18 protein-coding genes and 4 pseudogenes are annotated in these 21,684 nt (G+C 43.2%); 8 read left to right on the top strand and 14 right to left on the bottom strand.

The genetic code is table 11. From position 1 onward, the window contains the following. The 3 genes from AB4232_RS12630 to nirB all read right to left on the bottom strand — a co-directional run. Positions 1–1,064, bottom strand: a 1,064-nt coding sequence (locus tag AB4232_RS12630) for an MFS transporter (RefSeq protein WP_372087242.1), incomplete at its 3' end; no start/stop codon positions are given. Positions 1,065–1,206: 142 nt separating this feature from the next. After that, complete coding sequence (gene nirD, locus AB4232_RS12625; RefSeq protein WP_372087241.1) at positions 1,207–1,551, bottom strand: nitrite reductase small subunit NirD; 345 nt, start codon at positions 1,549–1,551, stop codon at positions 1,207–1,209. A gap of 139 nt (positions 1,552–1,690) precedes the next feature. Continuing rightward, positions 1,691–4,273, bottom strand: a complete 2,583-nt coding sequence (gene nirB, locus AB4232_RS12620) for a nitrite reductase large subunit NirB (protein WP_372087240.1) — start codon at positions 4,271–4,273, stop codon at positions 1,691–1,693. A gap of 472 nt (positions 4,274–4,745) precedes the next feature. Between nirB and AB4232_RS12615 the strand changes: the two genes are divergently transcribed. Beyond that, positions 4,746–7,343 carry a molybdopterin oxidoreductase family protein gene (locus AB4232_RS12615; RefSeq protein WP_372087239.1) on the top strand — a complete coding sequence of 866 codons (2,598 nt, stop codon included), beginning with the start codon at positions 4,746–4,748 and terminating at the stop codon, positions 7,341–7,343. Positions 7,344–7,669: 326 nt separating this feature from the next. Further along, complete coding sequence (locus AB4232_RS12610; RefSeq protein WP_372087238.1) at positions 7,670–8,479, top strand: hypothetical protein; 810 nt, start codon at positions 7,670–7,672, stop codon at positions 8,477–8,479. 32 nt (positions 8,480–8,511) lie between these two features. On the opposite strand, the pseudogene AB4232_RS12605 reads toward AB4232_RS12610, so the two are convergent. Both AB4232_RS12605 and AB4232_RS12600 read right to left on the bottom strand, forming a co-directional pair. Then, positions 8,512–8,712, bottom strand: a pseudogene (locus AB4232_RS12605) (IS110 family transposase); the annotation flags it as partial. Then, positions 8,706–8,867: pseudogene (locus tag AB4232_RS12600) on the bottom strand (IS110 family transposase); the annotation flags it as partial. The pseudogenes AB4232_RS12605 and AB4232_RS12600, both read right to left, overlap by 7 nt. A 101-nt stretch (positions 8,868–8,968) precedes the next feature. Here AB4232_RS12600 and AB4232_RS12595 point away from each other — a divergent pair. The 3 genes from AB4232_RS12595 (at position 8,969) to AB4232_RS12585 (ending at position 11,416) form a co-directional block, all read left to right on the top strand. Next, positions 8,969–9,604 (top strand): hypothetical protein, encoded by a 636-nt coding sequence (locus AB4232_RS12595; RefSeq protein ID WP_372087237.1) that lies wholly within the window; start codon positions 8,969–8,971, stop codon positions 9,602–9,604. A gap of 410 nt (positions 9,605–10,014) precedes the next feature. Then, the gene (locus tag AB4232_RS12590) at positions 10,015–10,359 is read left to right on the top strand and encodes a hypothetical protein (RefSeq protein WP_372087236.1); all 345 of its coding nucleotides are present in this window, start codon (positions 10,015–10,017) and stop codon (positions 10,357–10,359) included. 181 nt (positions 10,360–10,540) lie between these two features. Beyond that, complete coding sequence (locus AB4232_RS12585; protein WP_122047091.1) at positions 10,541–11,416, top strand: prohibitin family protein; 876 nt, start codon at positions 10,541–10,543, stop codon at positions 11,414–11,416. 330 nt (positions 11,417–11,746) lie between these two features. Here AB4232_RS12585 and AB4232_RS12580 read toward each other — a convergent pair. Continuing rightward, a pseudogene (locus AB4232_RS12580) lies at positions 11,747–11,991 on the bottom strand (hypothetical protein); the annotation flags it as partial. 38 nt (positions 11,992–12,029) lie between these two features. On the opposite strand from AB4232_RS12580, the gene AB4232_RS12575 reads away from it, so the two are divergent. Continuing rightward, on the top strand, positions 12,030–13,229 hold the full coding sequence (locus tag AB4232_RS12575) for a hypothetical protein (RefSeq protein WP_102249207.1): 1,200 nt from the start codon (positions 12,030–12,032) through the stop codon (positions 13,227–13,229). A 187-nt stretch (positions 13,230–13,416) separates the two neighbouring features. Here AB4232_RS12575 and AB4232_RS12570 read toward each other — a convergent pair. After that, positions 13,417–13,563: pseudogene (locus AB4232_RS12570) on the bottom strand (IS110 family transposase); the annotation flags it as partial. Between the two features lie 69 nt (positions 13,564–13,632). On the opposite strand from AB4232_RS12570, the gene AB4232_RS12565 reads away from it, so the two are divergent. Next, positions 13,633–13,977, top strand: coding sequence for a hypothetical protein (locus tag AB4232_RS12565; RefSeq protein ID WP_372087235.1), 345 nt, complete (start codon positions 13,633–13,635; stop codon positions 13,975–13,977). A 76-nt stretch (positions 13,978–14,053) separates the two neighbouring features. Here AB4232_RS12565 and AB4232_RS12560 read toward each other — a convergent pair whose 3' ends face one another. Both AB4232_RS12560 and AB4232_RS12555 read right to left on the bottom strand, forming a co-directional pair. Further along, positions 14,054–14,176: a hypothetical protein gene (locus AB4232_RS12560; RefSeq protein ID WP_371701156.1), complete on the bottom strand. Its 123-nt coding sequence runs from the start codon at positions 14,174–14,176 to the stop codon at positions 14,054–14,056. A gap of 92 nt (positions 14,177–14,268) precedes the next feature. Continuing rightward, positions 14,269–15,840 (bottom strand): EAL domain-containing protein, encoded by a 1,572-nt coding sequence (locus AB4232_RS12555; RefSeq protein WP_372087243.1) that lies wholly within the window; start codon positions 15,838–15,840, stop codon positions 14,269–14,271. A 297-nt stretch (positions 15,841–16,137) separates the two neighbouring features. Between AB4232_RS12555 and AB4232_RS12550 the strand changes: the two genes are divergently transcribed. Further along, positions 16,138–16,788 carry a hypothetical protein gene (locus AB4232_RS12550; protein WP_372087234.1) on the top strand — a complete coding sequence of 217 codons (651 nt, stop codon included), beginning with the start codon at positions 16,138–16,140 and terminating at the stop codon, positions 16,786–16,788. A 123-nt stretch (positions 16,789–16,911) separates the two neighbouring features. Here AB4232_RS12550 and AB4232_RS12545 read toward each other — a convergent pair whose 3' ends face one another. The 5 genes from AB4232_RS12545 to AB4232_RS12525 all read right to left on the bottom strand — a co-directional run. Continuing rightward, positions 16,912–17,913 carry a substrate-binding domain-containing protein gene (locus AB4232_RS12545; RefSeq protein ID WP_012600807.1) on the bottom strand — a complete coding sequence of 334 codons (1,002 nt, stop codon included), beginning with the start codon at positions 17,911–17,913 and terminating at the stop codon, positions 16,912–16,914. A gap of 152 nt (positions 17,914–18,065) precedes the next feature. Then, complete coding sequence (gene rbsK, locus AB4232_RS12540; RefSeq protein WP_372087233.1) at positions 18,066–18,992, bottom strand: ribokinase; 927 nt, start codon at positions 18,990–18,992, stop codon at positions 18,066–18,068. A 221-nt stretch (positions 18,993–19,213) separates the two neighbouring features. Beyond that, complete coding sequence (rbsB, locus tag AB4232_RS12535; RefSeq protein WP_012600805.1) at positions 19,214–20,092, bottom strand: ribose ABC transporter substrate-binding protein RbsB; 879 nt, start codon at positions 20,090–20,092, stop codon at positions 19,214–19,216. A 173-nt stretch (positions 20,093–20,265) separates the two neighbouring features. Next, positions 20,266–21,258 carry a ribose ABC transporter permease gene (rbsC, locus tag AB4232_RS12530; RefSeq protein WP_009844905.1) on the bottom strand — a complete coding sequence of 331 codons (993 nt, stop codon included), beginning with the start codon at positions 21,256–21,258 and terminating at the stop codon, positions 20,266–20,268. After that, the coding region (locus AB4232_RS12525) for an ATP-binding cassette domain-containing protein (RefSeq protein ID WP_372087232.1) at positions 21,255–21,684 on the bottom strand (430 nt) is incomplete at its 5' end. The genes rbsC and AB4232_RS12525, both read right to left, overlap by 4 nt.

The following is a 21,684-nucleotide window of genomic DNA, read 5'->3' as shown; positions in this document are numbered from 1 at the left end:
TTATCTGAAATCCAACCACCACCTGGGCGAGACATTAGGTTCATAAAGGCATAAGCCGATGCAACCATACCTGCAAGAACCGGTGTTAATTCAAAGGTGTCAGAGAAGAACAGTGGCAGCATAGAAACAACAGCCAGTTCAGAACCAAATGTCGCGAAGTACAATACGTTAAGTACCGCAACTTGCTTGAATTTGTACTGGTGAATCTCTGGTACTTCTTCTTTGAATACGTTCTTGTTTACTTTCCAAACTTGCGACACTTCGTACACGTAAAGCGCAGCCAAACCTGCATACACAGAGTAAACCGCCATGTCAGACAACATGTTGATGTTGCTTGGTGATAGCTTCCATGTCAGTAGCGCTAAAGCGGCATACATTGGGATCTTCATAATAAGTAGGAAGAAAAAGTCACCCTTTGATGTCACTTCCATTGCCGTTACTTGAGCTGGTTTGAAGTAAGTAGAACCTTTTGGTGTATCCGTTACGTTTTTGTAGAACACAAACGAGAACGCTAAGCTCATAAGGCCAGTAATACCGACCGCATAACGCCAGCCGTCTTCACCACCAAATGCTAAAGCCAGAGTTGGAAGCGTGAATGCTGCCGCTGCTGAACCGAAGTTACCCCAGCCACCGTAAATACCTTCAGCCGTACCCAGTTCATTGTGTGGGAACCACTCAGACACAAGGCGAATACCAACGACGAAGCCAGCACCAATGAAGCCTAATAGGAAACGAGCAATCGCCGCTTGAATGAAAGAGTCTGCCATAGCAAACATAAAACAAGGGATTGAACAGACAGCGAGTAGCGAAGAGTAGACCAATCTTGGGCCGTATCGGTCGGTTAACATACCAATGGCGACACGCGCCGGAATGGTCAATGCAACGTTGAGAATAAGCAGTGTTTTGATCTCTTCAGTAGAAAGACCAAGCGACGTTTTTACCATTTGCAGTAGTGGGGCAAAGTTGAACCACACAACAAAGGTGATAAAAAAGGCCATCCAACTTAGGTGTAAGGTTTTCATCTTACCCGTAAATGAAAGCAGCGAAAATTTTGTGTTATCCATGGTTTAAATCCTTTAAATCTGGAAAATTACCCGGCTTTAGCTCGTGCGTTACTTCCGAAATTCGAACGCATTAATGTGGCTAAACCCTGTGCCGAAATTGCTCACGCTGATAACGCGTTCGCATGATGATGTCGGCGTTTAGTTAACTGGCGATAGCAAGTGGTGCGAGAACCTGAACCCGTTCTCCTTGCTTGCGAACTTCAAATTTCACGAGCTTAAGATCGGGTTGTTCAAGGCACGCGCCAGTTTCTAAGTGGTAATGCTGCTTGTATAAGGGCGAGGCTACGTAAGGCTCACCGCTTAATGAACCAATGATACCACGTGACATCACATTCGCCTTGCCAACAGGATCGTAATTAGAGAGCCCATAAAGCGTGTCACTACGCTTGCAGTAAAAAATAGCCACTTGGTTATCGTCTACTTTGGCGCAAATACCACCGTTCGGGGTTAGGTCGCGGGTGCTGCATACGGTTGTCCAATTTTCCATGACTTTCTCCTAGTCAAAACATAAAACTAATAATCAATTCAATTAGGGTGATAGCCGACAGCAGTTTTCTTGGGCTGCGCCACTGTCGACTATCGATATTGGGTTTAGTTGTTACTGATTCACTCACCAGCAATTCGGCTTACGAAACTTCCGTTACTTCGATTTGGTCTGCCTTAGCTAGCTTTTCATCGCGTTGTGAATCAGAAGAAGAGCTCAAGATCGGCTTAGGAAAACGCTGTTCTCGTTCTTTGATGAATGACAGGCTAGTGTCCATTTCTTCGCTGTTAATGTAGTGCTGGAAGCGTTTCATCTTTTCAGGGTTTTCGATGGTGGTTTTCCATTCACATTGGTATTTTTCGATGTTGAGAGCGATGTCAGCTTCAAGTTCTTCAGCAACATTGAGCTTGTCTTCAATCACGACTTGCTTGAGGTATTCGATGCCACCTTCAAGGTTCTCCATCCATACTGATGTGCGTTGTAGGCGGTCTGCGGTACGTGTGTAGAACATCAGAATGCGGTCGATGTATTGCAGAAGAGTGGTTTCATCAAGGTCGGTAGCAAAAAGGTCACCATGACGAGGGCGCATACCGCCGTTACCACAGATGTAGAGGTTCCAACCTTTATCGGTTGCGATAATGCCAAAGTCTTTTGATTGGGCTTCTGCACATTCGCGCGTACAGCCAGAAACAGCAAACTTGATCTTGTGTGGTGAGCGTAAGCCTTTGTAGCGGTTTTCTAGTCGAATCGCTAAGCCAACACTGTCGTCGACGCCGTATCGACACCAAGTGCTACCCACACACGATTTCACGGTACGTACCGATTTACCGTAGGCATGGCCTGTTTCAAAACCCGCATCGATTAGTTTTTTCCAGATGATTGGCAGTTCATTAAGTTGCGCGCCGAACAAATCGACACGCTGACCACCGGTGATCTTGGTATAAAGGTCGAACTCTTTAGCGACTTCACCAAGCACGATTAGTCTATCGGGTGTGATTTCACCGCCAGCAATACGCGGAACCACAGAGTAGGTGCCGTCTTTCTGCATGTTGCCGAGGTAAATGTCGTTGGTGTCTTGCAGTTCGATGTGTTGATCTTCGAGGATGTAATCGTTCCAGTACGAAGCCAAAATTGAACCGACTGCTGGCTTACACACAGTACAACCTAATCCGTTTCCATGAGAATCCAATAGCTCATCGAAGGTCTTAATTTTGTTGACGCGGATTATGTCGGTAAGCTCTTGACGAGAATAAGCAAAGTGCTCACAGATATCATTAGATACCTCGACACCCAAGTTACTCAGCTCACTATCCAGAACCTGTTTAGCAAGGGCAGAACAACCGCCACAACCTGTTGAAGCATTAGTGGTTTCTTTCAGTGCTGCCATGGTGGTGCAGCCTGCTGAAACGGCGTCTTTAATGTCGCCTTTGGTCACATCAAAACATGAGCAGATCACAGCGCTATCGGGCAGAGCTTCAACACCCATTGCAGAGCCAGAATCATCCGCGACATTAGGTAGAATCAGTACTGATGGGTTTTCAGGAAGAGGCATGTCATTTTGCTTTATTTGCAATAGCGAACCGTAAGCCTCTGCATCACCGACCAATACCGCACCGACAATCTTTGTACCGTCTGCCGAGATGATCAGGCGCTTATAAACTTGTTCAATTTCATCGTTATAGGTATACGACTGAGCGCCTTCCGTCTTGTCATGTACTTCACCGATACTGGCAACATCAACGCCAAGTAATTTGAGCTTGGTGCTCATGTCGGCACCAGTAAATGCAGCATCGTCAGTACCGCCGGATACAATATGCGAAGCCGCGACTTTAGCCATCGAATAACCGGGTGCCACTAAGCCGAAGATCTTGTTGTCCCAAAGCGCACATTCACCAATCGCGTACACGTTGTCGATGTTGGTTTGGCAGTGATCATTAATCACGATGCCACCACGTTCACCAATGGCGATATCAGAGCTGCGAGCCAGCGCATCTTGAGGGCGAATACCCGCAGAGAACACGATCATATCGGTTTCAAGATGGGTGCCGTCGGCGAAGTTCATTCTGTAGCGAGCGTTCTCACCCGCGACTATTTCTGAGGTTGCCTTCTCGGTGTGAACTTGCACGCCAAGGTCTTCAATTTTTCTGCGTAAAAGCGCACCGCCACCATCATCTAACTGTACGGCCATCAGGCGAGGTGCGAATTCCACTACATGGGTTTCCAAGCCTAGGTTTTTGACTGCGTTTGCGGCTTCTAAGCCAAGCAGGCCACCACCAATCACCACGCCAGATTTGCTGCCTTTGCTAGATAGTTCAATGGCGTCTAGATCTTCGATGGTGCGATAAACGTGGCAGTGCTCTTGGTCGTTACCGGGAATAGGGGGAACAAAAGGGAATGAACCGGTCGCCAGAATCAAGGTGTCATAACTCTCGGTATGTCCCGATTCAGTCACAACGCACTTATTTTCGGTATCTAGTTGAGCGACTTTCTCGTTGAGAAGGTAATTGACGCCATTGCTTTGGTAATATTCTTCGCTGGTTAATGCCAAGTCATCAGCATTTCCGCGCTTGAAGTAAGCAGTCAGCTGAACTCGGTCGTAGGCCAACCTTGGCTCTTCACTAAAAGTAACCACATCAAACTCATCACTGTCTGATTGCAGGATATTGTCGATAAATTTGTGTCCAACCATGCCGTTACCCACAACGACGATTTTCTTCTTGCTCATAATCCATTCCTTATTCTCGGCGTCACCATCACTAGCATCTAATTTCTAGTCGTTAGCAGAGGAATACCGGGTTGAGATTCCACTCAATTCATAATCATCAAGAAAAACAAAAATGTTTTTTCTAAGTCTTGGTTTCTAGTGGAGCAAGGAGGGTGCCAGATTGCAGATTGTTCATTTAAATAAAATTTAATTTATATTTTTCAGTGGTTTAAAGTTTGGCAGTGACACGCAATTACCCCTAAAGTGGTATGTAAATTTTTGGTTAGATTTATATAAATGAGCGTTTGTGGTGCAACTTTCCGCAAGATGGTGCAAAAATTAAGTTTCTATCTTGGTTAATTTGAATTCTATTCAGTATTGATATTTTGTTATTTGTTAAGTTATTGTTTTTAATGTGAAATATTTCATTTTTGTCGACTGGTATTAAGTGGCGTGTTATTTGCTTGGTTTGAGTTATTACAATTATGGATAATTGAGCGAGAAACGGATGACCGATTCAAACAGCGGTTGGATAAAATCAACCTGTGCTTATTGTGGTGTAGGGTGTGGAATAGAAGCGAGACCGACATCGTTAGGAAAACTAGAAGTACGTGGTGATAAAGATCATCCATCAAACTATGGGAAGCTATGTACTAAAGGGATTGCGCTTGGTGATACTGTCACGCCTTTAGGGCGCCTAACACAGCCTGCTCATATTCAGAATGAGCAAAAACAAGAGCTGGATTGGAACAGTGCCACTCAGTTGGTCGCAGACAAATTCAATCAAACGATCGAAGAATTTGGGGCCGATTCGGTTGCGTTTTATGTTTCTGGTCAGCTGCTTACCGAAGACTATTACGTTGCCAATAAACTGATGAAAGGCTTCATCGGCAGTGGCAACATCGACAGTAACTCTCGCCTGTGTATGGCTTCTAGCGTTGTTGGGCACAAGCGTGCATTTGGCAGTGACACAGTACCTGTCTGTTATGAAGATCTCGAGCAAGCCGATCTCGTCGTGATTACAGGCTCAAACCTAGCATGGTGTCACCCAGTACTTTTCCAAAGGTTAAGAGCCGCGAAACAAGCCAACCCTGCATTGAAAGTGATTGTTATTGACCCTCGTTATACCGACACTTGCGAAATTGCAGACATGCACTTGGCATTGGAATCCGGCTCAGACGTGGCGCTGTTCAATGGCTTATTGTGCTATCTCGACGATAACGACAAGCTAGATTCCAACTACATAGAAAACCACACCCAAGGCTTTACTGAAGCCATTCGAGCTGCGACTCGTTATCGTTATACCGAATCAAGTAAGTGCGACAAAAGCGTTCCTGAGCTAACAGGATTAACAGAGCAGCAGCTAAAACAGTTCTACAGTTTGTTTGCATCGAACGAGAAAGTGCTCACCATCTATTCCCAAGGCGTGAACCAATCCACACAAGGGTGTGACAAGGTGAATGCCATTATTAACTGTCATTTAGCCACTGGGAAAATTGGCAAGCCGGGTATGGGGCCATTCTCGGTAACGGGTCAGCCGAACGCCATGGGCGGGCGTGAGGTAGGCGGCCTAGCCAATACCTTAGCAGCGCACTTTGAGTTTGGTGATCCGCAATCACACCAAACGGTGAGCGAGTTCTGGCAAACCGACAGCTTAGCCACACATGCGGGTTTAAAAGCGATCGACCTGTTTGGTGCCATGAATGAGGGAAAAATCAAAGCGGTGTGGATCATGGCAACTAACCCAGTCGTGAGTTTGCCAGATAGCGAAAAGATCAAAGCGGCATTAGAGAAGTGCCCATTTGTGGTGGTGTCGGACTGTATTACCGATACTGAAACCACACGCTTGGCCGATGTGGTGCTGCCCGCGCAAGGGTGGAGCGAGAAGTCGGGCACCGTGACCAACTCTGAGCGTCGAATCTCACGCCAACGCCGTATATTACCAAGCCCAGGGGAAGCCAAACCTGATTGGTGGATATTAAAAGAAGTCGCGCAAAAAATGGGATTCAAAGAGCAGTTTGATTACCGTCACGAAGGCGAGATCTTCAAAGAGTATTGCGAGATGACTGCGCTTGGTAATGAAACAGGTAAAGCGCGTGATTTGTGCTTAATTGGACTCACTCAACTGGATGAGAAAGGCTATGGCGAACTCACTCCACAGCAATGGCCAGTGCTAGAGTATCAACCAGAGATCATCGAGCAGCGCATGTTCACCAATGGCGAGTTCTTTACCGAATCTGGCAAAGCGCAGTTTATTGCAGTCGAACACGACAAACCGATTGCCGATACCAGCCTTGAATTCCCGCTTATCATGAATACAGGTCGAATCCGAGATCAATGGCACACCATGAGCCGCACAGGCTTGGCCGCAGGTTTAGGCGAACACACACCAGAACCCTTTGTCGCCATGCATCCAGATACGGTTGCAGAGCTTGGCTTAGAAGAGTTCGGCTTAGATGAATTCGGGCTAGATGCCTTCAATCACGCCACTATTAACCCTGTAGTGAAAGTGCGCAGTGCACAAGGGGAGTGCCAAGCCCGCTTAGTGGTAACCAAAGAGATGCGCCGGGAACAAGTATTCATGCCTATCCACTGGAATGCCCCAACCGCCAAAGACAGTAAACCATGTGACTTGATCTTGCCTCATACCGATGCTGCATCTGGTCAGCCAGAATTCAAACACACACCTGTTGTGGTAGAGCCGTGTGGCTATCGCAGTGAAGCCGCACTGGTCAGTGACAAGGTGATGGATTGCAGCGGTTTTGATTACTGGGTACGCCAAAGAGTGGAGGGCGGTTTTCTGTATCGCATCTCATCATCCAAGAACCCAATGGAGCTGGTGATTCAACTGGCCAACACACTCGATGCCTTACCAGAACCCAACGCGGAGGCGATCAAATCACTCCATTACCACGGCAACAAATCATTCAAGAACTACGGCTCCGCGAAGCTGGGTCAGTTTGGCGTAAAGCAAGCCTTTGTGGTGAACAGTAAGCTTGACCATCAAAGCATCGATTGGCTGGTGGAGTGCCTAACCCGAGAAGCCGATGAGGAGTTTGAAGCCGAGTTCTTGAGTGCTATGGCAAAGTAGTTACTACCTCTTATTCATCCATACTTATAACGTAGACGCCGACTATCATGTCGGCGTTTTTGTTTGAGAGCACGACTCCCAAGATATGAACAACTCACATATAGGGTGGTTTTCTGCATTTTGTCGAAACTATATGGAAAATTTCTGCTTTTCGTCATGTTTGACGCAGGAATAAGTAGGTAAGATTATGTTATTAAATTAAGCGCAACGTGTCTTGTCTCTAAACAGAATTGTTTAGAGACAAGATGCAGAATAATTCGGTCTAATATAGCTATTATGTGTCCGAGTACCCCACGTTTAGATAATCGATATTTGGGTAGTATTAGATGGAAAAAATATATTTATTAGATAGAAATGCGTTATCAGAGATAAAAAAAAGTGCTGATGGTGTCAATGTTGATTTGAAGAGGCTAAGTAAGCTGAAAAGCCTTGATAAAAAGGGAAACTTCATTAGTGGCATGCTATCAGTTAGAGAAGGACAAAGTAAGAGATTGGAGACTTGTGAGCAGATCGAACTTTCAATTGAAAAGGACTTGCCGTATCTCGAACGATTTTATAAAAAAGCAAGAACTGATGGTGGTTTTTTTATTGAAAACAAAGAGTTTACAGGAAAATGCTTCGGGCATGTTGAAGGGAAGGAGCTTAATTGGGATGTATACATCAAGTTTATAAAATATGTTCAAGGAATTCTATACCAGCCAGTAAAACGTGCTATGCGTCTCGAATGCGCTAGAAATATTATTTTGGAATCCAAATCGCTTGGAGTACCCAAAGGTCATTTAATTGTCGTATGTGCTTTAGCTAGTTTATATGGCAATCACTCAGCTAAAAAAATCCTAAAATCCAAACCAAACATGTCAACACAAGAAGCTGATGAAGCTGCGTATAATAGCCTGAGTGATTTAATATGTTTGACCAGAGTACACTATGTTCAAACCCATGTTGGCATAAACTATTTTGTTAAATTTTTGACATTTGATATTGCTTTAAGTGAATTCTTTAAGTCTCTAAAAATCAACTGGTTCACTGCAATTGATAACGGAGTATCAACAAATATTACTTTTAGTAAAAAGCTATTCTTAGAAATTCAAGATCTAGAATTTGAAAAACTATCACATATTGTTACCAACACATAACGAACGACTATGGTGTCAATAACTAGTTTTTGGGCGTTGTTTTCATCCCACATGGCGCCATCTCTCAGCATCGAGTTATGGTACATAACCGTCTTTCGAACACTCGCGATTATTGCGACTTTCTTAGGCTTTCCGGCAGCTAAAAGTCGAGCATAACTCACTTTGAATACCGGGTTACATTACATGGCTGACATCATTGCCATATATAGCACTGTGCGTACTTGCGCTCGCCCCCTATACGTATGAGTGACATATTTGCTATTGTAGTCAGTAGTTTAGAGCGGGTTACTGACTTATGAAGTATGACCTTACCATTTTGGTCTACGGCATGAAGACTAAAGTGGTTTTTAGTTAAGTTGACACCGCAGAAATAAGAATAATCAGACATGGTGCCTCCGATACATTTAAGTATCACATAAGTGTGGCAGATCCTCGGGAGGGGGAATCCATGTCATTCTTTATGCAACATGGGGAGTTCAGCATTTGGGTATGAAAATTAGACTGTGGGTAGTGTTTCGATTATTACTTGTTGCTGTCGGAGGACCAGTGGGTTTATACCTCGCTGGTTATTTTTCGATGCAGGTTGGTGAAACGGCTTGGGTTCCTGACACACATTTCTTTATTTACTTCTCGGCAACTTTACTTGTTATTTCCGCATTGGCAATGCTGAGCATGAAACTTAGGAAATTTGCTACATTTTTAATACTAAGTACTGCTGCGATGATTATTTTTAGGCTTTATATTGGGGATAAGTACCAAATCGGTGGACGAGAGTTCACTGCAACTATGATTCAGATCTGGGCTATGTGTAGTATAGCTCTCATTCATTTTGTCGTGCCAAATCGTCTGACGGAGCCGGTTCTTATATTGTTGCCTATAGCTGTTTGTGGGTATTTCTTGTATTTTTCGGTTTTGCGTAATATCCAAATTACTTTTAATTTATTTGAAATTAATATCCTTGTTAAAGCTGGTGAGGTTACAGGCAGTCAATACCAATTATTAGTTGAGTCTTTGCCTGATTATTATCTATCGTCCTTCGCCAGTGGTCTATGCGGCCTTTTTTTAGTTGCTGTATATTTTGCTGCAAACTGGCCAAAGTTAAGTTGCTTCAAAAATGTGGCATAACTAGCAGGCATAAAAGCGTCACGCAGCCAACACTAAACCCCGAGTGTTGAACAAGCCCGAAGCCTCTTTATTAAGTAAATTGTACGATTGCACTTGAAAGGCACACCGCTTTGAGGTTCTCTCAAGGCGAGTGAGGCCCAAATAAGGTAGCGATAACAATCTTATTAATCATTTAGCCATTTTCCTGTTTCTTTCGTCGTCACATCTCCTCTGATTCCGAAAATGCCATTCTCTTTATTTGCGATGCCTTTCGGCTGGGTTAAAGTCACCATCAAATTATGAACCGATACCGGATGTGATAATGGGAATTAATCGCATTAATCATTTACCTTGCAAGTATTGATTGGTAAAGTGTTGTTAAAGATAGGTTTATCGTATTTTAAGTTGGTTGGCTTTATGGAGGAGGAACAATGGGAAGTGGCAAAAAGAATATTTGGCTTGAGTCTGATTCGATTGTAACAAGGAAGAGCCCAAAGCCTCTTAAGCTTAATACGTTAGAAAATATCTACGTTAAAGAGCATGACATTAAAAGTAAAATCACAAGGTCGTTCTTTATTGCGGTTGTGTTTAGTTTACCTATTTTCCTTTTTCGTCCACTTGCAGGTATTGGTGTGTTTTCCATAATTGGCATCGCTGGATACCTTTTAACCAAAAAGTATGAGTTACGTGTCGGTGTTTTCAATAACGATGACGTTGGTGTTGTAGAGTCTGGGTTATATTCGTCAAACGAACACGAGGAACTCGATGAACAGTAAGACTTGTGATGGAATATAAAGCAGACAAGTAATAATAAATAAGGATTAATATGATGCGTTACGCTCGGCGGTTTCGGTAAGAGTACCGTGTACTTGGTTAGTTCTGTGGGGCTCACCTTCTTACGGGCGTTAGGATTGATATTGATTATTTACACATATAATAAGTTGGTTGGTAAAAAGCATGAAACAAGCTGTAGAAATGAAGAAATTTAACTTACCTATTAAAAAGGTAGGTGCCGGAATTACCGTTGCTTTTGTTCTCTTTAGTTCCGTTTATACTGTTAATGAGGGGCACATTGGTATTGTTAAGCGCTTTAGTGAAGCTAAAACACAGGTAAGCCCAGGCTTACACTTCAAAGTCCCGTTTATCGACAGCGTTGAAGAAATTGAAGTTCGAACACGCAAGAATGAAGAGAAAATGGCCTCTAGTACAAAGGAGCAGATGCCAGTTACTGTCGTCGTATCCGTTAACTGGACGGTAGATAAATCTGCAGCGTTAGATCTTTTTAGACAGTATGGCGGTCTTCCGCAATTTGAAGCTCGTATTCTTGACCCTAGATTTAGGTCGGCAACCAAGGATGTTATTCCTAAGTATGATGCAGAGCAGTTAATTCAAGATAGAGCGAGTGCTATTCAGGCGATTGAATCCAATTTAATTGAAGAAATGGCCGCGTTTCCAGTAAGCGTAGATAATATACAGATTGAAAATATAGCCCTACCCAAAAAATACCTTACCTCAATCGAAACGAAGCAGACTGAGAAAAACTTAGCAGCTGCCGAGAAACATAAACTGGCTAGACAAAACTTAGAAGCTCAAAGAGCCGTAAATACGGCAAAAGCCGAAGCTGATGGTATTGAGCTTATCGCTATAGCTGAAGCTAAGGCGATTAAGTTAAAAGGTTTTGCTGAAGCAGAAGCGATTAATGCAAAGGCCAAAGCTCTTGGGGATAACCCGTTAATTATTAAACTGACCGAAGCTCAAAACTGGGACGGAAAGCTGCCAGCAACAATGTTGGGTGGTGAAAATATGCCTATTTTGGACATGAGAGCTAAGTAGCATTAGAGAATTAAAGGTAATCCTAATTCAGAAGGGGTGAGATGTTGCACAGTCAGCATTTACCCCTGAAGCTTGCATAAGCCCAAAGTCACTTTGTTAAGCAAACTGTACGATTAGGTTTGAAGGGCACACCGTGTTGAGGTTTCTCTCAAGGCGAGTGAGGCCAAGGTAAGGTTGTGATAGTGATCTTATCAAGCCGTTAGTCATTTGCTGTTTATTGTCGCCATGTTTACTCTTATTCCACAAATGCCACCAGCCTTGTTCTCGTTGTCTTTCTGCTAAGTGAGTTGGCTCAAGCTTTACACATGCCAAAACCAATATTAAAAATACGGCCGTATGACCTAGTTTATTTAGTGTTCTTGTCCAATATTGTGCATTGTCACACGCTTCAACGCCTATACGCATGAATGGCATATTTACTATTGTAGTCAGTAGGTTAAAGTGGGGTGATGCTTTATGAAGCAGGACTTACTATTTTGGCCTGCGGTATGAGGGCTAAAGTGGTTTTTAGCTAGGTCGATACCGTAGAAATAGGTACCGCATAATGTGGCAGAACCTCGAAAGGGGGGATCCATGTCATTCGTAATATGGATTTCAACATCGAGGGTTTTGAATGAAAGCAGTAATCGGAAGTCTAAAGAGGTTTTGGAAACGTTATAAAGAAGAAAACCCAACTATACAGCTTAGCGTTCCATTTGTGGGAGGGTTCGCTGCGAACATTCCTTTAGTTGAAAAAGGGAAGATAAAACGGACTAGAACTGGAATAAATGCTCAAGATAAAATCGGTCTTTTTGTCGAATCCAACACTAATAATTTAGTTAAATTCTATAGTCAATATGAGTTAGAAAAAGAATATAAATTCTGTCGCGCACCATATGCTGAAACCATACCTCTAAGAAAAGGAAATAAAGGCTTTTCTTATGGAAAAAATGTAGATGATTTAGAAGTGTGTTTTATTGACGCGAAATACCAGGTTCCCGACTATTTAAAAGAACATTCAGAAAAAGCAGTAGAACTATTTAAAGCCTTAGGCAAGATAAAAATTGATGAAACATCAGGCGAGTGGCAAAACGATTACTCCATACGTATCACTAATTTTGATGTAACGGAAAACAAAATTCATATCCAACCAGCTACTTACTTTGATCAAGTCGCAACGAATCTAACTTTAGATTGGGCTTCTGGTGTATTAGGGGAAGACCCATTACTAACGATTCGAAATGATTATGAAAAAGCTCATAATGGTCTAATTACTCCTCTAAGATCATCAATACTTTCAAATACTCTAGGCGTGGCTGCTATTGTCGTTAATCCAAATACAAAAGAAGTACTGATACCCATTCGTGGGAATGAACAAGCTATAATGGATAACGGCCTAGGTAAATTCCATTGCTCTGCATCTGGGGTTTTTGCATGGAATGAAAATGATACTATTACGAATACCTTATCATTCGACTTTTTCTGTAAAGGAATAGAAAAGGAAATAAAAAGTGAAATTGGACTTAGACCAGATCAATATAGCCTAATACCGCTTGCGTTTACAAGGGAGCTAGTCCGAGGAGGTAAACCCCAGTTATTTTTTATTGCTGAAACTACATTAGATATTGCTAGTATTCAATCTGAAATGAAAATGGCGGAGGAGAGTTGGGAATTTATTAGTATTGAGAGTGTTGATGAAAGTAATCCACTTTATAAATATATCGAGTTCCCTTTAAATGCCCCCCAAGAGATGTTCACATATGAAGGATGGATGGCCATGAAGATTGCAATGGCATATTTTTATAGAACAGAACCACCTTTCAACGCATGCTAGCTGATATCCACATAAACGAATAAGGATTAAGGCTTCACGCTGGCAACACTAAATCCCTGAGTGTTGAGCAATCCCGGAACCATTGTATTAAGTAAACTGTACGATTAGGCTTGAAGGGCACATTGCTTTGAGGTTTCTCTCAAGGCGAGCGAGGCCAAGGTAAGGTTGTGATAACCAACACAGGCCTCACGCTTATACGCATGAGTGACATATTTGCTATTGTAGTCCGTAATTTAGAGTGGGTTACCGAGTTATGAAGTATGACCTTACTATTTTGGTTTACGGCATGAAGGCTAAAGTGGTTTTTAGCTAATTAGATAGCGCAGAAATAGATACCACATAAATATTGTAGAACCTCGGAAGGGGAAATCCATGTTATTCGTTATATAGAAAGGGAGGTAGAGTGCTAAATCGTATCGCTAAGTTGTTAATGCATTTATTGGCTTCATCTATAACGGCTTTTTTGGCTGGGATTTTGAGTGTAATTCTAACGATGATGGGAGGTTTTCTAATAATTCCTGCTTTTCAAACTTGGTTTATCATGAAGTATCAAAGAGGGAATGTTTTTATATCAAGTATGATTGCGTTTGCCCCTTGGGTTGCCATTCATTTTTATGCAATCAATCAGCCTAATCTCACTCAAGTGGTAATCAATCTAGCATGTCAGTCTGCAATTGCTGGGATTATTTTATACGGACTTAGATATCATGCATATTCGAAAGTTATGGATTATTGGTCAGGTAGATAACTTTGTATAACAAGTATTTAAGAGTGAACCCAATTCGAGTTACCACACTCCTAGTAGTGGGCTAACGTGCTTCAAATTAGAATGTCGCGTGCTCAGGGGCAAGGGTCTTATCCAAGCCCCTGAACAAGAAGACGATAAAAATGCCAATTCTCAGCTGCAGCAGGCTAGGCTCCAGTTTGATTTGAAGTTTCTTTTCCATGATATCCCTTGTGATGCACTAACGATGCGATGAATTAAATGTTTATCAAAGGATATCTATAGTCTTTGTGTTTCATTTCTTTTTTCAGTGCCTTATGTAGCAAGAAATGTCTGGTTTGTTTGTTCCTCAACTTTATCTGATTCAAAATCTTGCTGTTTGATCAAGCTAATGGCGAGACTTATTGGCATTGGTTTATAGAAGTAGAAGCCTTGGATGTAGTCGACGCCTAGTTTCGACAAGATCTTCAGTTGCGACTCGTACTCAACGCCTTCAACTATGACTTGCATGCCTAAGGTGCGTGATAGCTGAAGCATGGATTCTAATAGTGGGATACCAAAACTGGATTCGTCGGATATGTTTTTCACGAACACGCGATCAATCTTGAGAATACTGAACGGAAATTGCCTTACAAAGTCTAATCCTGCGTAGCCAGTACCAAAGTCATCTATGGCAATTCTTACACCAAGATCAGATAGCTTTTGCAAGTTGTCCTTAATTTTGACCATATCGGCATCAGAACACTCACCATCCTCTGTCACCTCGAAAACCACTTGCTTGAGAATCTCAGGGTGTCTTTTAAAAATGCTAATCACTTTATTAGTGAAGTTACTGTTGGATACAACGTTTCGGCTGATGTTGATGCTGATGTACTTTGATGCAAACACCTCTTGATTACTTTTCAATGTCGTTAACACTTCATGCAGCACGAAATAGGTCAGTTTCTCAATCAAGCCTAAACTTTCAGCCAATGGAATGAAAATAGCAGGGGAGACGTTACCTTCAATTGGATCGTTCCATCTCAATAGTGACTCACAGCCTACGATCTTATTGGTGCTTTGGTTAACGATAGGTTGCATGTGAACATGTAGGTGTTTGTTTTTCAGAGCACTGGATAGCGAATATTCTAAGCTACGTTGGCTCTGTTTTTTATGCTTGAGGGAAAGGCGAATAATGGTCGTAATTCCGGCCATGAGAAAGCCAAACCATAAGTGACTCAGCATGAAGTTAATATAATACTGATGACCAATGTATGAGGTGACGGAGAATGGGTAGATGTCTGATCGTATCCGTACTGTCGCGTTGTATGAGCCGAGGTCGGTAGGGTGAATGTCTCTTTTGATCACCTCAACTTTAGAGTTAATGCCATGGCTACTCAAATTAGCTTCTACAAGCTCAAAGATGAAGTGCGGAGGAATCATCAGGCTCACTCCCGAGCCTTCCTTAGTCGAGAATATCAGCATGATGGATTGCACCTTAGTAATCGCTGAGTTTGAATACGATAAGGTGGTTAAATTTGGGGCTTCATTGAGCCGCTGCCTGATGGTGTTGTATAGGCGAAATGAAACTTCACCATCGGTGGTTGAACAGTAAAATCGACTCTCCTTGTCGAACACCGCGGCTTCTTTCACCCAATCAGCTTCAAAAACGTTTTGTCGAAGTTGTCTAACAATCGTGTCGCAAGGCTGATCTGGGGTAATTTCAGATAAAAAACGGTCGAACCTTGATTGAATCCCTTCTAACCTCGTTTCTACTAACCTTGATGTGTCTTCGGTTAACGTTTGGTAATGAGAAGGTGTCAAAGGAATGAGCAATGCCATGAAAAAAAAGAAAGAAATGGCAAAGAAGAACGAAGTTTTGGCAAAATGGTGGTACTTGATATCCATATTAAGAGAAGCGTGACCGATTGGTGTGTGCATGCAACTTAATTTATAAATTTAGCGATAATAACGCAAGCTTATGCATAAATAGTGTGAACAAAAGTCTGAGTTATTGATATAAATAGCGTAACGCATGGTCGCACTATAGAAATCAGGATGTTAGATATGCTTCCAAGGTTGAGTGTGTCGTTTTTTTGTTCAGTACTTTTGCGTTTTTTGATGAAGCGGATTGTTGCCGGTTTTTTATCATCAAATTGAAAACTGTAATTTTTGAAATAATGCGAGTGAGTGGATTTGAGCGTAATGATAAAAAATATGATTTGGATGTTGGTGCGTGTGTTTATCACGTTTCTGATGATTGCTCCTACCTACGCGATCTTTATCTTGTCTAATTCCGCAACACCTCGTCTTTTTGAGACCAAACCAGAAGTGTTAGCTTGGCTTTCGTGCTTTCTTCTTGTGATTGGTTATGTACTGATTAGGTTTTCTAGAACGAGGTATGTGGGAAAACTATTATCGCTTGGTGTATTGGGGGCGGTAGTGTTAATCATGTATGTCGATGAGCGTTATCGGATTTTTGAAGTCAGTGTTCACGCATGGAGCTTATTTTTAGCCGCTCTGTATTTGATTATGCTTTTGTATTTCATTTTCCCGGTTAAGCAACTTAAGCCGCTACTGAGTTTAGTGCCTGTCGCAGGCGTGTCATGGTTTTTAGTTTGGGCCATAGTCAGCCCAATAAATGTAACGTATGAATTGATTAGCAGTAAAACAACAATTTCAATTGCGAACTATCAAAAGGTAATCGACTTGCTACCTGAGTTGTACCTAGATGGTTTCCAGTCAGGTTTGTTTTCAATGCTTCTTGTTATTTGGTTGTATGCTTTTGTGGTTTTTGGACATAATCCTAAACGTAGTTATCAGAAACTGGCCACCTATTTAGCAAAGAGTCGCTAAGAAGATGAGTAAAACGCAATAGAATCGAAAAGGGCAAGGTTAGTTAACCTTGCCCTTTGTTGTTTGGGGCTGTTTATTCAATCTGTTGTTTAGAACAGTTGCTTAGATTTGTAAGAAGGCGCTTTAAATCGCTTTAACGCTACTTCGTTCAACTAACGTTGGCTCTAACTCAACAACCTGCGGATACGCATCAGGTGTTTTGAGTCGGTTCAAGAGAGTATCTACGGCCGCTTTACCTAAACGGTGTTTTGGCTGGTGGATAGTGCTCAAAGCTGGGGTCATGTACTTAGATAAATGGATGTCATCGTAGCCAATGATCGAAAGATCGTTTGGAATCGATGTGCCATCTTGTGCGGCAGCGTGAATCACACCCATTGCCATCATGTCATTACTCACGAAGATTGCCGACGGCATTACGCCTCGGGTCTTTAGTGTTTGGTATGAGTCAAAGCCGCCATCGCATTCGAAGTTGGATTCAACAATCCATTTAGGGTTGATCTCTAGCTTTGCTTCTTCCATTGCTTGCTTGAAGCCTTGATAACGAGAAGAGGCTTGATTGCGGTGAAGTGGGCCGGTGATACAACCAATCTGAGAGTGGCCGTTGTCTATCAAATGCTTGGTCGCCATGTAGCCACCTTGGTGCGAGTTGTCTTGGATCTTATCACTCGCGAACAGCATTGGGCCCCAGTCCATGACCACAACAGGTAGTTCTGGGTAGCGTTCAAATACGTCAATATGCTGCCCTTCAAGGGTTGAACACATCAACATCAAGCCATCGACTCTCTTTTGCAACAAGGTATCGATAGATGACTTCATACGGTCGCTGTCGCCTTCGGTGTTACACAAGATAAGGTTGTAGCCTTTCTCATAACAACGACGTTCAACACCTTTTACTACTTCGCCAAAGAATGGGTTGGTAGAGGTAGTAACCAGCATACCCAAGGTTTTGGTTTGCTTCATTTTCAAGCTGCGAGCCAATGCAGACGGTGCGTAGTTGAGTTCTTTAGCCGCACTGTTAACACGCTCAGCAATCTCTTCACTGACAAAACGTGACTTGTTGATCACATGGCTGACGGTTGAAGTTGAAACCTTTGCTAGCCGAGCGACGTCTTTCATTGTTGCCATAAAAAATCCTTGTGGGAGTAACTTGCCACGTTGCGCGATATTCTGCCCGAAAACAGGGGCTTATGCTTGTTATTTGTTGTTACCGAATTTGAAGGCTAACATCCGTTAACTACGGTTTAGCTCAGGAGTTAAGCCTTCAAATGGGTCTAAAGTTAGGCAGATAATTGCTCTGATAAAAACGCATCGGTTTCAGCACGGCTCGGAATCGACGTTTGAGCACCAAAGCGAGTTACGGAAATAGCAGCAGCAGCATGAGCAAACTTAATCGCACGCTCAAGTGGCATGTCTTCAAGTAAGCCTGTCACCAATGCGCCGTTGAAGGTATCACCAGCAGCAGTTGTGTCTGTTGCTTCAACGCGGAACCCAGCAATAAGCTCGCCCTTGTCGTTTTTACTTACCCAAACGCCTTTCGCGCCAAGTGTGATCATCACAGTCTCGATGCCTTTCGCGTGCAAAGCCAAAGCTGCCTGATGAGCGGATGCGCTGTCAGTCACGGTAATGCCTGTTAGTACTTCAGCTTCAGTTTCGTTGGGTGTGATCACATCAACACAAGCAAGTAATGAATCCGATAATGGACGAGCAGGAGCCGGGTTTAGAATAACTTGAGTGCCATTCTCTTTTGCTACTTTTGCTGCGTATTCAATGCCTTCAATTGGCGTTTCAAGTTGAGTTAGAAGGTATTTAGCGCCACGAATCTTCTCTAGATGCGGTTCAATTTGGTCGCAAGTCAGCTTGTTGTTGGCTTCAGCGGAAAGACAAATGCTGTTTTCACCTGTTGCTGATACTTGGATCATCGCGATGCCTGTCGGCGTGTTGTCTGCAACGATAACACCATCGATGTTGATGCCATCTTTAGCAAAATCTTGACGAATATTGATGCCGAATGGGTCGTCACCGACACAGGCGATAAAGCCGATATCTGCGTTTAATCGCGCAGCAGCGACCGCTTGGTTTGCGCCTTTACCGCCAGGGATGACCTGATAGTTACCGCCAATCAAGGTTTCACCCGGACGAGGGAACGAAGGAACTTGCAGTACGTGGTCAGCGTTAACGCTACCTAAAACAATCAGTTGAGTCATGATACGAGCCTTATGATATATCGTATTTGAAAATGCATGGGTCTTTCTCATTACGTAAATTGCTCGCCTTGTTAGACGGCTTATGAGAAACAGCGATGCACTGTCGGTTTTTTTGTTTTTTCTTGAGTCAGCAAGTTAGTGAGCTAATGAGCAGGGAGATAGGGGACTCCCTGCTTAATTAGATTTCAGCGTTAAACTGAATTACTTAGTAACAAACAAGCTTACTTAGCGATGATTTTTAGAGCTACTGGTACGTACTCGTCTACTGTCTCGCCTTTCAGTACTTTGTCTGCTATTTCAATACCTAAAGAACCGATTAGGTCAGGCTGTTGTGCAACCGTTGCGCCTAGTAGGCCGCGGTTAACAGCAGCGATACCGTCTTCAGTGCCATCAAAGCCAACGATCATCACTTCTTTACCTGAAGCTTGAACGGCGCGAAGAGCACCTAGTGCCATTTCATCGTTTTGAGCGAATACCGCTTGTACATCTGGGTTAGCAGCAAGCAAGTTTTCCATTACGTTCAGACCTTTAGTACGGTCGAAATCAGCAGGTTGGCTTGCAAGAAGCTCAAGGTCGCTGCCGTTTACTGCGTTCATGAAGCCTTCGCCACGTTCACGAGCAGCAGATGTACCCGCGATACCTTCAAGTTGAATTACTTTCGCTTTCTCGCCCACTTTTTCCATGATGTAGTGACCCGCCATTTCACCGCCAATTACGTTATCAGAAGCAATGTGGCTCACTACGTCACCACGGCTTGCACCACGGTCTAGTGTCAGTACTGGAATGTTTGAACGGTTAGCAATGCGAATTGCGTTAGAGACTGCATCTGAATCTGTAGGGTTAATCAGGATTGCCTTAACACCACGAATGGTTAGATCTTCAATGTTCGAAAGCTCTTTGCTTGGATCGTTTTGAGAATCAAGAACGATAAGCTTGTAGCCTAGCTCTTCTGCTTTCGCTTCTGCGCCATCTTTCATGGTTACAAAGAATGGGTTATTCAGTGTAGACAGAACGATTGCCATTGTATCTTGCGCCTGTGCAGACACAGATACTGTTGTAGAAAGAAGGGCAGCAGAAATAAGAGTCGCTAATTTTTTCATGGTGTAAGTCCTTTATGTAGGGTGAGCTAGGTTGGATAACCCTAGCTCGTTGTTACATTATTTATAGATTTAATGTTTATAGGTTTGTTACTGATAGATATTTCAATTAAAGGTGCTTTTCTATGGGTTTTCTATAGATAAAGCAGGGTGTTGCATTGACTCAAACTAGAGTCTTATTTGTTTTTGTTGTCGACCAATACTGCCAGAAGAATAACCACTGCTTTTGCAATCATCTGGTAGTAAGAAGATACGTCTAATAGGTTTAGGGCGTTGTTTAGGAAGCCGATAATCAGTGCACCAATCAATGTACCCATAATGCGACCACGACCGCCCGCTAAGCTTGTGCCGCCAAGAACCACGGCTGCGATGGCGTCTAATTCATAACCCATACCTGCGGTAGGTTGAGCAGATGACAAACGCGATGCCACGATGATGCCAGCCACTGCAGCTAGCAGGCCACAGATTGCGTAAACGCCGATTTTCACTTTGTCTACGTCGATGCCTGATAGGCGAGTTGCTGATTCGTTGCCACCCAGTGCGTAAACGTAACGACCAAAGCGTGTGTGGTTTAATAGGTACCATACTGCTGCGAACACCACGACCATGATCCATACTGGAACTGGGATGCCCATTGCGTAGCCTGTACCGAACCAAGCGAATGCGTCTGCTGTGTCTGTGAAGCCTGTTGAGATAGGGCGACCGTCGGTGTAAACCATGGTTACGCCGCGAAGTAGTGTCATGGTTACAAGCGTTGCGATGAAGGCTTGAACTTTACCCTTAGCGATAATCACACCACTAATAGCACCTAATGCTGCACCAGCTACTAGAGCGGTTGGCACTGCGATCATCACAGGGATTTCCATGCCAATCATGCTGGCTGCGAATGCACCACAAAGCGCAAGTACAGAGCCGACACTCAAGTCGATACCCGCGGTTAAAATAACCAGTGTCATACCGACTGCGATAATCGCGTTAACTGAGGTTTGACGCAGGATATTCAGAATGTTGTCGACAGTAAAAAAGTTTGGGTTTAGGAAAGAAACGACAACAATCAGGAAGATCAAAGCAATCAATGACTTTTGATCAATCAGCCACTCTTTGCTGATTAATGGTTTTTTCTTTGGCGCTTCAGTTTCAGTTGTTTTGCTCATGGTTTTAGTACTCATGCTGCGTCCTCGTTGATCTTTTTACCGACCGCACACGCCAGTAATAATTCTTGGTTTGCTTCTTTAGCATCAAATTCACCGCTTACACGGCCTTCATGCATCACCATGATGCGGTCACTCATTCCTAACACTTCTGGCATTTCAGATGAGACCAAAATAATGCTCATGCCGTCGGCTTTAAATTTATTAATGAGTTGGTAAATCTCTTTCTTAGCACCGACATCGACACCACGCGTTGGTTCATCGAGAATCAATACTTTTGGTTTTGTCATCAAGCCTTTAGCGATAGCCACTTTCTGTTGGTTACCACCAGAAAGGTTGCCAATGATTTGCTCGCGAGTCGGGGTCTTGATGTTGAAGAGCTTGATGAAGTCATCAACCGCCATTACTTCGTCTTTATGTTGGATTTGACCGCTCTTTGTTAGT

It is taken from the genome of Vibrio sp. 10N.286.46.A8 (genome assembly GCF_041470165.1).
Taxonomy (GTDB): domain Bacteria; phylum Pseudomonadota; class Gammaproteobacteria; order Enterobacterales; family Vibrionaceae; genus Vibrio; species Vibrio tasmaniensis_A.
This window is presented reverse-complemented; position numbering and strand designations above follow the sequence as displayed.